Raw genomic sequence first — 13,661 nt, 5'->3', positions numbered from 1 at the left:
AAAAAATGAAACAAGCAGGTGTGGCCCCTTGGTWTCGGATCGTTTTGTATGTATTGGCGATCAGCATGCCAACCTCGGTTTGGGCCAGTTTTAAAGATGAGGTCAGTGGGTTGTACCAATCTCTCAATCTCGCTGGGGAGGTGTCATACCAGGCCTTCGCAGATGCGTATCGCCACTTTGCCCATAACCGTAGCCGCAAACCTGTAATGACGCTAATTGACTATGGCAAACCTTCGTCAGAAAAGCGATTTTGGGTGATCAATGTGAAAAAGCGTCAAGTGTTATTTCGTTCCTACGTGTCACACGGCAAAAACAGTGGCTCCCTTTACGCAAAGCGTTTTTCGAATCAGATTAATTCCTTGCAAACATCATTGGGGGTCTATCGTGCGGCGGAAACCTATCATGGTAAGCACGGCTACTCACTGCGTTTAGATGGCCTTTCCAAGGGATTAAACGATAATGCGCGCGCAAGGGCGATTGTGATACACGGTGCCGATTATGCGCACCCTAAGGTGATTAAACAAAGCGGCCAATTAGGCCGAAGCTGGGGCTGCCCGGCGTTACCTAGCTATTTATCGGCCCGCGTGATTGATGCGATCAAAAACGGCACCTTTATCTATGCGTTTGCCAGCTAAGCGTGAGGATACGAAGACGTCGTACTAGACGAGGTTTCACGAGTTATTTCACGGTGGATGATGTAACACCTGCGCATTGTTCACCGTGAACGCTAATTCTCTACCACGAAAAAATAAAGGCATGTTGATACGCCTTTTATCGCGCTAGTCTATGCTCCTTACCACTAAGGAGGAATGCCATGGCACGCCTAAATCCTTTTACTTTGTGCTTACTCTCCGCATTTACCCTGTTTCCCACCAGTGATGTTGATGCTGCACCGTCTGCACCAGCGCTGATGCATGGTATTGACGGACAGATTGCCGAACACGACTATCGTGGCTATTGGGTCAGTGAAAAACTGGATGGGATCCGCGCCTATTGGACCGGCACGCAACTCTTAACGCGACAAGGAAATCTCATTCACGCACCGGATAGATTGATTCAATCGCTGCCAACCACGCCTTTAGATGGTGAGCTATGGGCCGGAAGAGGTGGGTTTCAAACTGTGTTGCGTACCGTGTTGGACGATAAACCGGATCCTGACGCGTGGCAGAGCGTTCGTTTTTATGCGTTTGATTTACCGGATCAACCCGGTCCGTTTTCTGCTCGCTATGCAGCACTGAAAAAGATAGTCACAAATAGCGCATCGCCGTTCTTAGCCTTGGTAAAGCAAACGCCGGTGACTGACAATGATGAACTCGAGGCACAGCTTTCTGCTATTGATGAATCGGGCGGTGAAGGCTTGATGCTGCATCATCCTGATAGTGTATATGTGGGGCAGCGCGTAGACAGCGTCGTTAAGTTGAAAACCTACCAAGAAAAAGAAGTGACTGTGGTAGGAGTGAATCCGGGAAAAGGGCGGTTACAAGGCTTGATGGGCTCTCTGGTAGTACGCCTGGCTGACGGCACCGAGTTTAGCGTGGGATCGGGCTTTAGTGATGCGCAACGGGCTGATCCACCACAGATTGGTAGTACTATCTTGGTACGCCACAACGGTGTCACTCAAAAAGGCATCCCACGCTTTGCGCGTTTTATTCACGAGAAACCAACGCGTTAAAAAAGAACCCGCCAAACGGTTGGCGGGGTTGTGGGTCGGTTTAGTGCTCGTGCGTGGCGGGTGACGAGTCCTGACTTGCGCGAGGGCGCAGTTGGTGGTCTAAGCACTGGCAATCAACACTGTATTTTTTCTTACCGGTCTTTCCAATCCCAGGGTTAAAACTGTTGGTAGGATCTAACTGGTGATAGAAATTAGCCAAATCCGGCTCCGCGGCATAAAGGTGTCCCACATTATGCTCGGCTGGGTATTTGGCGCCTCGCTCATTTAGCAAAGCTAGCATTTTCGCCTTAATTGCCGACACGTCCGCACCTTTTCTCACCACATAGTCTTGGTGGAAGACGTGGCAGAAAAAGTGCCCGTAATAAAGTTTGGCCACCATCTCTTGTTCTATCTCGACGGGCAAGTGTTCTTCCCACTCGGTCTCGTTGCGCTTAAGGGCTATATCTAACGCGAGAATGTCTTCCACATCGCGACTGTGCATCGTGTGGTAGCGAATCGCCGCCCCGGCTGCGGCAAAGCGGTGAAGCATGGCTTTTTTCGCTTCATCCTCACTACAGGCAAAGTAATCACTGTCTGCGTGTTCGGCAAAAAAACGGCTTAAAAACGCCGAAGCTTCCTCGATTCCTTCCTCTGAGGCTTTGAATATTAGGTGGTGCTCAAATCTATCGCGAAACGCGAGCATACGTTTGGGTAAGTGCTGCGGAAAAAGCTGACTGGCGTATTGCATCACTTTATCGGGTAATGCGTTAGGCAGTAACGGCACCTTATCTAACCAATTTGTTATTTTTGCTTTCAAGGCAAACATTTTCGGGATTGAATCCGTGCCCAGTCGACCAATCGCTAAAAACACATCTTTTCCGTAACGCTCAGCGATATCAAAGGCGTCACGGTGCATATATTCCGCCACTTCAGGCAAGTGTGAAAGCTCGGTAAGTACACGGCGACGCAATGTATTGAGCACATCTGGGTTGTTAGTGCCAATGTAAAAGACTTGCTCACGTTCAGGGATCGGGTAGGTATCAAGGCGCACGGCAAAGACAGCCAGTTTCCCTGCACAGCCGCTCACTTCATGTAAGCGGTGTTTGTCGGCGTTATAGCGCGCGGGGCTGTCAGCATCGACATCACGCAAGATTTGCTCGTAGTCATCTGCAGACGCCTTACGCGCGTCATAGGTGATATCACGGGGTGTGTAATCACCACGCTCAACGCGCGAAAGAATGGTTTCTGGGTCATCACCCAGGGCAATGCCTAAATGATTCACCAGCGTTAGCTCACCATCCTCATTTAACTGTGCAAATAATGAATATTCGGTATAAGCCGGGCCGCGTTTAACCAATGCACCGCCGGAATTATTGGCCACACCACCAACAATCGATGCGCCAATGCACGACGAACCGATGACCGAATGCGGCGCGCGCTTAAGAGGCCTGAGCGTCTGCTCTAGCTGATGCAATGTTGTGCCGGGAAAACTCAGTACCTGCTTACCGTTATCGATAAGCTGTAATCCGTCTAAGCGTGTGGTGTTGATTATTACCRCATCACGATCGTAGTCGCTGCCTTTGGGGGTTGAGCCTTCGGTTAAGCCCGTATTCGCGGCTTGCATGATCATCACCACATCCGCGTCGACACAGGCTTGGAGCACCCGCCATTGCATCACTAAAGAGGTGGGAAAAATAACGGCGAGCGCAGGACCACCTCCCGAGCGAAAGCCAGTCCGATAATGCTGGGTCTGGTTTGTCTCAGTGAGTAAGTTATTCTTGCCTACGATGTCGGTTAAGGTGGAAATAAATGCTTGTTGCTGTGATGACGACAAACGTGATGGGGTGTTCATAAGCGTTCCKTTCCTTTACGTTACGACAAAGGCTGGGGTCAGCCTAGCTGGCCCGCTTGTGGAGAGAAAGGCCGAGAGGTGGCTCGGCCAATAACATGTAAGATTACGCCCCGGAGAGGACATCGGCAAACTGCAACACATTGACCAAGACAATGCCGATGACAGCGGCGGCAATCAGGTAATAAAGCGTGGGTAAGACGGTTTTACGCAGGGTCACGCCCTCACGGCCGAGTAAGCCGACCGTCGCGGATGCGGCGACCACGTTATGGATAGCGATCATATTGCCGGCTGCCGCACCGACGGCTTGCAGGGCAATCACCACTACGGTCGATGATCCTAAGGTTTGTGCCACTTCAAACTGAAACTGGCTAAACATCATATTGGACACCGTATTGGAGCCTGCAATAAAAGCGCCCAATGCGCCAATGGTGGCGCTCAACGCTGGGAAGCCATCTCCCACTAAATCGGCCGCAAAGCGTGCGGTCATGACCGGCATACTCACCAAATCGGCACCATTCACGCCTGAGTTAATAAAAATACGTACCATAGGGATGGWAAACACCAACACAAACCCGGCACCAATCAATGTTTTACTCGATTCACGCGCCGCGGTTAACAGCGGCGACAATTGACGCGCCTGAAGCAACACGGCTAACAAAGCCACGAACGCAAGGATGCCGCCTGGCAGATAAAGTGGTTGAATGGCAGCGTTGACCCCAGTTTCACCAAACAACGCGGAGAAACCAAGGCTGACATCGGTCAGTGCCGTTTTGACCGTCGGGCTGACGCGGCTGATCACCAAGAAAACCGCCAACAACACATAGGGCGTCCAGGCCATGGCCATGCTCATCGGCTTTTCTTGAACCTTGAGATCCATTTTCAGCGAGCCTAACCAATGGCTCGGCCAGGTCGACTCATCATCAAAGTCCCACTGATTTTTCGGGACTAAAAAGCCTTTACGTGCGGCAGTTGTGACCAACACGATCCCTGCCAGACCACCGAGTAATGAAGGGAATTCAGGTCCTAACAACCAGCCGGTGAGGGCATAAGGAACGGTGAAGGCTAACCCGGCGAAAATCGCAAACGGTGCCACCTCTAAGCCTTCTTTCCAGCTCTTATTCTTGCCGAAAAAGCGGGTCAACATCATTGCCATTAGCAAAGGCATTAGTGTGCCAATCACCGCGTGAATAAAGGATACTTGCGTGGTAATAGATTGCAGGTAGGTCGCCCAATCACTGCCATTAGCGGTGAGCGTTTGCCCAATCGCATGGCTGTCTAACCCTTTGTTGACGCCCACAATAATAGGCGTGCCGACCGCACCAAAGGAGACCGGCGTCGATTGGATCATCATACCGACGACAACTGCGGCGAGAGCAGGGAAGCCGATGGCGACCAACAACGGCGCGGCAATGGCGGCGGGCGTACCGAAACCTGATGCGCCCTCGATGAAAGATCCAAAGCACCATGCAATGATGATGGCCTGAATGCGTCTGTCATCGGAGATGGTGGTAAAGCCATTACGTATTACGGTAATCGCGCCGGTGTGTTTTAAAGTGTTGAGCAAAAGGATGGCACCAAACACGATCCAAAGGACGGCTGCCGTAATGATCAAGCCTTGTGCGATGGAGGCCGACACACGTGCAGCACTCATCTGCCACTGGAAGAGTGCGATTAAGACTGTCATGATAAAGGCAACGGGCATCGCCTTTTTAGCTGGCCAATTTAAGCCGACCAGTAAGATCGCCGCGACCACGATGGGTGAAAACGCGATGAGGGCGTATAGGGTATCTGTCATAGGTGTTCCTTATTAGGTGTCTCTTCCGTTGAATCACGTTGAATAAACAAGTCACCGATGTGTTGTTATTTTGCTGACAGCTCGGTGACTCGATGTTAACCGTATGTGACATTACGCGTTTGCATTTTTCTGATATATGGAAATAATGAAAATAATTACTTCCATAATTGACATAATATGCCGAAAACAGATGATCTCGTCCTCTTTGCTCAAGTCGCCGAATGTGGCTCTTTTAGCAAGGTAGCAGAAATAAATTCGCTGACAAATTCCGTAGTTAGCAAGCGGATTAAAAAGCTCGAAGAAGGCTTAGGTGTGCAGCTTTTGTATCGCACCACGCGCAAACTGACACTGACCGATGCCGGGCGTACCTTGTATCAAGGTGCAAAAAATGTGAAGCAGGCCGCTGATGAGGCCTTTGATGCGGTCGCAGGGCTCGGGGAATCAATAACCGGCCAGATTAAAATTTCAGTGCCGACCATTTCTGGCGAGCTATTACTCGCTGAAGCGGTGGCAGCGTTTTGTGGGCAATATCCGGGCCTTAACATTGATATGTCGCTGGACAATCGCTTTGTCGATTTAATTGATGAAGGCTTTGATTTGGTTATCCGCACCGGCTACCTCGAGGACTCTAGCTTAATTGCACGCCATATTATCGACTCACAATGGGTAGTGTGTGCGGCACCCAGCTATATTGCGCGTCATGGCCGGCCGCAACATCCGATTGAGTTAAAACAACATAATTGCTTGCAATATGCCTACCAAACCACGGGGGCCAGTGACTGGGAGTTTAAAGGCGAGCACAAAAACCAAGTCATTAAAGTGGCCGGTAATTTTTCGACCGACAACCCCATCGCCTTGCGACAAGGCGCGCTAAGTGGTCATGGCATCGCGTATGTACCGCGGTGTTTAGTCTATGACGACTTGATGCAGGGCGTATTGGTTGATCTTTTTCCTGACCAAGTAGGCAAAAAGCTCGGGATTTATGCGGTATATCCATTCACTCGCCAGCCGCCTAAAAAAGTGCGTTTGCTGATAGAGCACATCCGCAATAAATACCTTGCCATTCAGCATTGCTTTTAGGAAGCAGCGCGCCATGGGCTCATATGTTGAGCCCATGCGATAGCTGTTAGAGGCGCTATTTAAGCATTTTGGCCATTTCACGCCCTGAGCCAATGACATCGTCGATATTCGCGACCACGGTTTTAGGCAAACCGAGAATGTTGTACTCGAGCTGCTGTTCGAGCCAATCTAGCTTGGAGTCGGTGGTAACAAACTCCCCCCAAGCGACGTCGATTTTATTGGCTAAGCGAAGTATGCCCGCCAATGGCGAAAACTGCTCATTGTGTACGGGAGAAAACTGATAACGAATCGCATCGCTTAGCCCTTGAGGAAAATTCCAAGTTTGTGCAAGCTCGCCACCTAACTCGGCGCTGGTGATCCCCAAAATAAGCTGCTGTGCCTCTTGCTTGGGCTTACCCGCTTCCATATGGAGATTAATGCGGTCTAACTTGTCGTAAGCGGTGGTCATGATCAGCAACTCACCGAGATTATGGAGCATCCCTGCAGTGAATGCCTCGTTACCGTCCATTCTTAATGCATGTGCCAGGGCTTTACTCAAGGTTGCAATTTCGAACGTGTGTTGCCAAAAGGCATCCATATCCACTTCGTCATCGACGTCAAAAGCACTCATCAGTGCGCTAGACACCACCAGGGTTCTAACAGGGCCCAAACCAAGCCGGATAACCGCCTCGTTGACAGAGCCCACGTTTCGGGCGCGACCAAAATAGGCTGAATTAGACAAGCGAAGCACACGCGCGGAGATGACCTGGTCGTAGGCGATTTTTTCGGCGATTTGATTAAGCTCAGCGTCATGGCTGTTGACCAACTCAATCAACTCTTGCACGACTTTGGGAATCTTGGGGAGACGAGCGATAAGCTCGACTAAGCGACTGGATTCCATAACAACTTCCTTCAGCGTTGGCTCTGATTTAACTATAGATCAGAGCCAAAGGCTTTAGGGAAAAATTACTCTGTGGCGGGGATGGCGCAGTAAGCCTGTTTTCTGGCATTAAATCGGTCTACCAGGTTTTGAATGGCCTCTTCGCAGTAGGGGCGCAAACCACTGGCCACCATGGTTTTGCATCCATTTCCCACACGCTGCCCATCGACAATAAAATCAAAGGCAAGATCGACTTTTCCGCGTTTGCCGCTCACGTGCATCACCGAATCTGATAAAGCGACATCGGCAGAGTTGATTGCGAGATCATCAAACGCCAAGCTCATTTTCTCGTACATGACTAAAGGACGTTCAGTGTTGATCATCATTTGTTGCTCCCGCATCAGTGGCACCATGATATGCGGGAAGTTCTTACCGGAAAACTGCACGTAGTGCTCGGCGATCTCTGTTGCTAGTGCTTTATCGTGACGTGTCTGACCATGGCGTGTCATGGTCAGATAAAGCTTTTGGTTATCATCGATGACGGTAACGCTATTGCCTGTATCGACAATTGATAAGGGCGTGTTGGCACTGATCATGCCATTGAATTGAATCTCGATTTGCTCGCTGATCCCTGTTTTAGCCAATAAGATAGAAAGCAGCAAATCTCCAGGCACACAGAAGCGTGACGCGTCCGTGTCATGAATCGGGTTAAAGTCGCCGGCGATACGTTTAGCAAAGTCACTTGCTTGCTGGCGAGTAAAAATCAGTTTGCCATCTTGCTCGTTGTAATAATCTTCTAGTTTCATAATGGTTAACAGATGCGAGAAATAGGCAGACATTGTAACTCAAGCGACGCGCGGCATTGGTCTAGCCAGTCATTGCATTGTCCTTTTGTGATTAGAGTCAACGACTAAGGTCTAAAGCCTTACTACTTCAATGGTAAGCATGAGCGTGTTATAAACTCAATAAACAGGTCACGGCATAGGAACGACGTATGGCATTCCCTTATCGACACATCGTAGTTTTGACAGGTGCGGGCATATCTGCAGAGTCAGGGATTAGAACCTTCCGAGATCAAGATGGCCTTTGGGAAGAGCATCATATTGAAGACGTTGCAACGCCTGAGGGTTTTGAGAGAAACCCGACCCTTGTTCAGCAGTTTTATAATGATCGTCGGCGCCAGTTACAAGGAGAAATCACCCCCAACCCGGCCCACGAGGCTCTGGCACGCCTAGAGCAGGAAACCGAGGCCACTGTGCTTGTTGTGACCCAAAACATTGATAATCTTCACGAGCGCGCGGGCACACACAATATCATTCATATGCACGGTGAGCTGTTAAAGGCGCGTTGTAGCCACTCGCAGCAAACCATCGATTGGACCGGCGATATTCAGGTGTCCGATCACTGCCATTGTTGCCAGATGCCCGCTCCGCTGAGACCACACGTGGTGTGGTTCGGAGAGATGCCCCTGGGAATGGGGAAAATTCATGATGCCCTTAATCAAGCGGATTTGTTTATTTCTATTGGCACCTCTGGGGCGGTGTATCCCGCGGCAGGGTTTGTGCACGAAGCGGCAATGCATGGTGCGCACACTATTGAAATAAACTTGGAGCCCAGCGCCGTGGAAAGTGAATTTAATGAGCGGCGTTACGGGAAGGCGAGCACACTCGTGCCTGAGCTGGTGGACGAAATTCTGGCACTGGAGCAGTAACGCAAGAGGATACAGATAGAAAAGGGCTGCTGGTGGAATAGCAGCCCTAGCGCACGGGTTACTTTAACCTGTCTTTCGCGAGCCACTGCGAGCACATAACCAACACCAATGAGACCAACAGCATGATGGTGGCAAGCGCATTCACTTCTGGTGACACGCCCACTTTTACCATCGAATAGATCTTTAATGGCAAAATTTCATAGCTTGGCCCTGTCACAAACGAGCTAACGATGACGTCGTCCAGCGAAAGGGTAAAACTTAGTAGCCAACCGGCACCAACCGCCGGTGCCGCCAGTGGCAAAATAATCTTGCTAAGGATCACCCATTCGCTCGCGCCTAAATCACGCGCCGCTTCAAGCATTTTAACGTCAAAGCCATTTAAGCGGCTATAAACAGTGACCACTACGAATGGTAAGCAGAAGGTGATATGAGAGAGCAGTAGGGTCAAAAAGCCCAGTTGTGCGCCCATCAACACAAATAGCGCCAATAACGAAATAGCCATCACAATGTCCGGGGACATCATCACCACAAAGAGCATGCCATTGACAAATTGTTTGCCACGAAAGCGGTAGCGAAAGAGGGCGACGGCAGTCAAGCTACCAATAATGGCGGCAGCACTAGCAGAAAAGACCGCAATGGTTAATGAGTTACCCGCCGCTTGCATCAGGCTATGATTATTGATCAGCTGCCCATACCACTCCCAGGTAAAGCCTTTCCAACTCATGCCAAATTTGCTGGCATTGAACGAGTTAACGATCAGAACCAGGATAGGGATGTAGAGAAAGGCGTAAACCAAGGAGAGAAAACTGTTTCTAAGCCACCGGATCATAATGCCTCCTTGCGATTCATCCACTTACCCACACGCCAATACGCAAACAGCAACAGCCCCATTAACACTGTCAGAGAAATACTGGCCGCTGAGCCAAACGGCCAATCGCGAACGTTCAAAATCTGACTTTTAATCACGTTACCAATCAGTAGGTTTTTTGCGCCTCCGAGCAAATCCGAGACGTAGAACATGCCTAGCGCAGGGAGAATCACGAGCAAGCTGCCGGCAATAATGCCGGGTGTGGTCAGTGGCAGGATCACCCGCAAAAAGCATTGGAGTTTATTGGCACCTAAATCACGCGCCGCCTCCAAATAGCTACGATCGAGTTTCTCGATGCTCGAATACAAGGGCAGGATCATAAATGGCAGCAAAATATAGACAAGGCCCACCATCACCGCATATTCGGTATACATGATGCGAACGGGGCGTTCTATTAAGCCAAGCCACATCATACTTTCATTGAGCAGCCCTCGAGTGCCAAGAAAGATTTTTAGCCCGTACGTGCGGATCAAAGAGTTGGTCCAAAACGGGACAATCACTAAAAACAGCATCAAAGGTCGTGTGCTTTTCGGCATTTTGGCAATAATAAACGCGAATGGATAGCCAATCAGTAGGCAAATCAGGGTCGCCAAGGCCGCCATGTAGAATGAGTGCCAGACCACTTTGGCATAAAGCGGATCGAGCAGTTTTGCATAATTGCTTAGCGTAAAGGTCATCTCGATGAGATCAGCGTCATCGCGAGTTAAAAAGCTGGTCGCGATAATCATTAGGTTGGGTAAAAAAACAAAGACCAGCAACCAACCCACGACCAAGCCTACGATGGCGGTTTGCAGATTAAGCTTTTTCATCGGCCAATACCACCTCCCAGCTTTCTACCCAGGTCAGAGCGACTTTCTGATCGATGGAGTGATCAACGTCAGGATCGTCTTCATTAAAGAACTCGCTCACCATCACGGTTTGCCCTGATGGCAACTCGAGTACCGAGTCGAGGGTCATGCCCTTGTAATTTCGCTCGCGTACGTAGCCCACAATACCATTAGGCTCGGCATTGCCATGAATCTCTTCTAAGCGGATGTCTTCAGGGCGAAGCAATACCTTGATCGCGTCACCCGGATGCACATCGAGCTTGCAATAAACCTCACACTCACGAGATTCAACCCGGGCCCAAATACGCTTGTCATCAATGTGTTTGATGACAGTGGCATCAAACACATTGATTTCGCCAATAAAGCGTGCCACGAATAAATTCTTAGGCTCTTCATAAATCTCACGCGGTGAGCCGTCTTGCTCGATTTCGCCATCACGCATAACGATAATACGATCTGACATCGAGAGGGCTTCTTCTTGGTCGTGGGTAACGAAGATAAAGGTAATCCCAAGCTTGCGCTGCAGCTGTTTCAGCTCCATCTGCATTTGTTTGCGCAGTTTGTAATCGAGTGCAGAAAGGGATTCATCCAGCAAGAGCACGCTCGGTTTATTCACCACGGCACGTGCGATTGCGATACGTTGCTGCTGTCCGCCAGACAATTGATGAGGTTTACGAGAGGCATAATGGTCAAGTTGTACCATTCGCAGCGCTTCCATCACTCGAGGTTCAATCTGGTGATGATCCACGCCCTGCATGCGTAGGCCAAAAGCGACGTTTTCAAACACTGTCATGTGTGGGAAAAGGGCATAGCTTTGAAAGACAGTGTTTACATTGCGTTTTTCTGCTGGCAGGTTAGTGACATCTTTACCATCGATAACGACAGCGCCACTGTCGGCATCTTCCAGCCCCGCAATCAAACGGAGCACTGTTGTTTTGCCACAGCCTGAAGGGCCAAGGATAGTTAGGAATTCTCCGTTATTGACCGTTAGGTTGAAACGGGAGATGATTTCTTTGCCGTCGAAACTTTTGGTTAGTGACGCGAGCTCGACAACCGGTTTGTGAGATACATTTGCGTGCTTCAATGGTTCGTTCTCTCTCTACCTGGCAAATTGTCTTGTACATTCGTACCCATAAAACAGACGGCGCATAATAGACGCGTGGCAATCGAAGTTAAAGCAGTTTTTCGCGCGTGTTGGCACTTGTGTCTCTGTTGTCCATTAAGGTATCCAGCCTAAACCAGACCATTATCTACGCAAAGCCAATCTGGTTATTTTTCCTTATTTGTCAGAATGGTTTTTGGCTATGGGTTACAGTCAGATATACTGGGTGCATTAGTCATGATAGATAACGATTATGAGTCAACAAGAATACAATAATGCTTTACATATCGGTGGGTCGGTAGAAACGGCGCTAAACGGTCGCTACCGGCTCGATCCATTTGAGATAATCAAAGAAGCCTTCTCTCAGACCTTCAAGCACTTCTGGTCGTTTTTGCCCGCCACCTTGTGCCTATTCGCGGCTCAAATAGGTATTTTAATGCTGATGCTGACGTTGTTGTTGGGGGCACCGTCGCATTTATTTGAGGCATTGGTCGGTCAACGTGAGCTGACCACAGATATGATTTCATCTGTGTGGTTGGCGAATTTTACTTCTGAGGTTCTGATTGCGCCATTATATGCGGGGGCGAGCTTAATGGGCTTGAGTCACGCTATAGGGTTTCGTTCTAAACCACGCCATTTGCTAAAAGGGTTGGTATTTGCGTTGCCCGTGACGGTGGTGATCTGCCTGTCAGCGACACTGCAAAGTGTGGCGAGTATGATTTTTCCATTGCTGAGCCTGTATGTTGCGATGGCATTTTCCATGTCGCCGTTATTGATTTGTGAAAAGCGTCTCACGCCAGTTAAAGCACTTACCGTATCCTTTCGAGCGGTAAACAAGAAATTGTTCCAAATGGCAACCATCTATGCGGTTGTAGGCGTGCTATTTCTCATTTCTTTTGCCACTGCTGGCTTTGCCTTGGTTTGGGCGTTACCCTTTCTCTTCAACGTTAAAGGTGTGATTTACCGAGAAATGTTTGGCGTTGGCGTTGAAGTGACAGTGTCACAAAATGAGAATAAAGAAGGGGCATCACATAGTACGACTAACCCGTCGTCATCTGACCAAGACACCTTTGACGCCTAATTCCGCTTTAAGCCTGCAACTGGAGTTCCGATGAAAAAACTAGCCAGTGTACTGGTTATGCTGGGAATGGTGAGTGTCCCGGCCAGTGCCGATACATACCGCTTTAGCTACAGCAAGCTATTTACTCAGCTTAAACATAACGTAGAGGAAGGGCACCCTGATATTGGCGTGGCGTACTTTATGGTCTCGGCCGAGTCGGGAGAGGTTTGTCCGATTTCTCGCGCATGGATGAGCAAGGAAGAACATTATGAAGCGTTTGATATCCCAGCCTCTCAAGCGTTACCGCTTCCTCTTGATAACCAGCTCCGCAAAGTGAATCCGGATGTTTTTGTTGAAACGCCTGCCGATCGAAACTGTGATATCTCGTTCCAAGTGTTGGTTGATAAGCCCGTAGGAAAGCAATTAACTAGCCAGCAGATCCAGGGCTGGTTGCCTCAGATGGACACCATGATGGAAAACTTAGGCGGGATGTTTGCTTCTTGGTTTATGCCTAAGGCGCAGGGCGTGGTTCTACATTTTGCGCCCTCGGTGACCGGCGCGGTGACCAGCAGTGAGGGGAATAAATACCCCATCGATGCTCACCAAGCCATTATCGATGTTAATCGTCTTGGCGATAGCACCACGTTAACGCTGCCAGATGCCCCCATCAAAGTGTCGCCTTGGTTGCCTAAAAACGGATAAACGGGTAGAGGCTTCAAGTCTGTACTGAGCTTCAAAGACATAATGCGCGCTATGATGTAGAAGATTGAAACGACAAAAAACGCCCACTGTCTAAAGTGGGCGTTTTTATTAGCAGGCCATTTAGCGCCAACTATGATTCTGTCATGCTTCAAAC

General features: G+C 49.5%; 13 protein-coding genes. 6 read left to right on the top strand and 7 right to left on the bottom strand.

All coding sequences use genetic code 11. The annotated features are described in order from the left end of the window. Window positions 1-5: 5 nt before the first annotated feature. Window positions 6-635, top strand: a complete 630-nt coding sequence (locus tag BZG14_RS02520; RefSeq protein ID WP_077607889.1) for a murein L,D-transpeptidase catalytic domain family protein — start codon at window positions 6-8, stop codon at window positions 633-635. Between the two features lie 179 nt (window positions 636-814). Continuing rightward, window positions 815-1,672 carry a DNA ligase gene (locus tag BZG14_RS02515; protein WP_077459082.1) on the top strand — a complete coding sequence of 286 codons (858 nt, stop codon included), beginning with the start codon at window positions 815-817 and terminating at the stop codon, window positions 1,670-1,672. Between the two features lie 40 nt (window positions 1,673-1,712). Here the strand turns inward: BZG14_RS02515 and dld are convergent, their stop codons facing one another. Both dld and BZG14_RS02505 read right to left on the bottom strand, forming a co-directional pair. Next, window positions 1,713-3,503 (bottom strand): D-lactate dehydrogenase, encoded by a 1,791-nt coding sequence (gene dld, locus BZG14_RS02510; protein ID WP_077607888.1) that lies wholly within the window; start codon window positions 3,501-3,503, stop codon window positions 1,713-1,715. Between the two features lie 103 nt (window positions 3,504-3,606). After that, entirely contained in the window at window positions 3,607-5,298 is a 1,692-nt protein-coding gene (locus BZG14_RS02505; protein WP_077607887.1) for an L-lactate permease, read from the bottom strand. A 177-nt stretch (window positions 5,299-5,475) separates the two neighbouring features. Between BZG14_RS02505 and BZG14_RS02500 the strand changes: the two genes are divergently transcribed. Beyond that, window positions 5,476-6,378: a LysR family transcriptional regulator gene (locus BZG14_RS02500; RefSeq protein ID WP_069362393.1), complete on the top strand. Its 903-nt coding sequence runs from the start codon at window positions 5,476-5,478 to the stop codon at window positions 6,376-6,378. A 55-nt stretch (window positions 6,379-6,433) separates the two neighbouring features. Here the strand turns inward: BZG14_RS02500 and BZG14_RS02495 are convergent, their stop codons facing one another. Both BZG14_RS02495 and BZG14_RS02490 read right to left on the bottom strand, forming a co-directional pair. Beyond that, window positions 6,434-7,258, bottom strand: a complete 825-nt coding sequence (locus tag BZG14_RS02495; RefSeq protein WP_077607886.1) for an HDOD domain-containing protein — start codon at window positions 7,256-7,258, stop codon at window positions 6,434-6,436. 65 nt (window positions 7,259-7,323) lie between these two features. Then, entirely contained in the window at window positions 7,324-8,043 is a 720-nt protein-coding gene (locus tag BZG14_RS02490; protein WP_077607915.1) for a DUF3581 family protein, read from the bottom strand. 188 nt (window positions 8,044-8,231) lie between these two features. Here BZG14_RS02490 and cobB point away from each other — a divergent pair, with 188 nt between their 5' ends. Next, on the top strand, window positions 8,232-8,948 hold the full coding sequence (cobB, locus tag BZG14_RS02485; protein WP_077607885.1) for a Sir2 family NAD+-dependent deacetylase: 717 nt from the start codon (window positions 8,232-8,234) through the stop codon (window positions 8,946-8,948). A 58-nt stretch (window positions 8,949-9,006) separates the two neighbouring features. Here cobB and potC read toward each other — a convergent pair whose 3' ends face one another. Genes potC through potA form a run of 3 tightly spaced genes read right to left on the bottom strand, consistent with a single transcriptional unit; the run spans window position 9,007 to window position 11,727 of the window. Further along, window positions 9,007-9,777 carry a spermidine/putrescine ABC transporter permease PotC gene (gene potC, locus BZG14_RS02480; protein WP_077459077.1) on the bottom strand — a complete coding sequence of 257 codons (771 nt, stop codon included), beginning with the start codon at window positions 9,775-9,777 and terminating at the stop codon, window positions 9,007-9,009. Next, the gene (gene potB / locus BZG14_RS02475) at window positions 9,774-10,625 is read right to left on the bottom strand and encodes a spermidine/putrescine ABC transporter permease PotB (RefSeq protein ID WP_069362397.1); all 852 of its coding nucleotides are present in this window, start codon (window positions 10,623-10,625) and stop codon (window positions 9,774-9,776) included. Before potB ends, potC begins: the two co-directional genes overlap by 4 nt. Then, window positions 10,612-11,727, bottom strand: coding sequence for a spermidine/putrescine ABC transporter ATP-binding protein PotA (gene potA, locus BZG14_RS02470; protein WP_069362398.1), 1,116 nt, complete (start codon window positions 11,725-11,727; stop codon window positions 10,612-10,614). Before potA ends, potB begins: the two co-directional genes overlap by 14 nt. 271 nt (window positions 11,728-11,998) lie before the next feature. On the opposite strand from potA, the gene BZG14_RS02465 reads away from it, so the two are divergent. After that, entirely contained in the window at window positions 11,999-12,826 is an 828-nt protein-coding gene (locus tag BZG14_RS02465) for a hypothetical protein (protein WP_077607884.1), read from the top strand. 30 nt (window positions 12,827-12,856) lie between these two features. Further along, on the top strand, window positions 12,857-13,507 hold the full coding sequence (locus BZG14_RS02460) for a DUF2987 domain-containing protein (protein WP_069362400.1): 651 nt from the start codon (window positions 12,857-12,859) through the stop codon (window positions 13,505-13,507). Window positions 13,508-13,661 lie beyond the last annotated feature (154 nt).

This window comes from Salinivibrio sp. IB282, assembly GCF_001995685.1.
GTDB lineage: Bacteria > Pseudomonadota > Gammaproteobacteria > Enterobacterales > Vibrionaceae > Salinivibrio > Salinivibrio kushneri.
The sequence above is the reverse complement of the archived record's forward strand: the minus strand, read 5'-3'. Positions and strand labels throughout refer to the sequence as shown.

Excerpts from the sequence above, each read along its gene's own strand:
- BZG14_RS02515 (WP_077459082.1), top strand. The coding sequence starts at position 815 with ATGGCACGCCTAAATCCTTTTACTTTGTGCTTACTCTCCGCATTTACC.
- BZG14_RS02500 (WP_069362393.1), top strand. The coding sequence starts at position 5,476 with ATGCCGAAAACAGATGATCTCGTCCTCTTTGCTCAAGTCGCCGAATGT.
- BZG14_RS02495 (WP_077607886.1), bottom strand. The coding sequence starts at position 7,258 with ATGGAATCCAGTCGCTTAGTCGAGCTTATCGCTCGTCTCCCCAAGATT.
- BZG14_RS02490 (WP_077607915.1), bottom strand. The coding sequence starts at position 8,043 with ATGAAACTAGAAGATTATTACAACGAGCAAGATGGCAAACTGATTTTT.
- cobB (WP_077607885.1), top strand. The coding sequence starts at position 8,232 with ATGGCATTCCCTTATCGACACATCGTAGTTTTGACAGGTGCGGGCATA.
- potC (WP_077459077.1), bottom strand. The coding sequence starts at position 9,777 with ATGATCCGGTGGCTTAGAAACAGTTTTCTCTCCTTGGTTTACGCCTTT.
- potB (WP_069362397.1), bottom strand. The coding sequence starts at position 10,625 with ATGAAAAAGCTTAATCTGCAAACCGCCATCGTAGGCTTGGTCGTGGGT.
- BZG14_RS02465 (WP_077607884.1), top strand. The coding sequence starts at position 11,999 with ATGAGTCAACAAGAATACAATAATGCTTTACATATCGGTGGGTCGGTA.
- BZG14_RS02460 (WP_069362400.1), top strand. The coding sequence starts at position 12,857 with ATGAAAAAACTAGCCAGTGTACTGGTTATGCTGGGAATGGTGAGTGTC.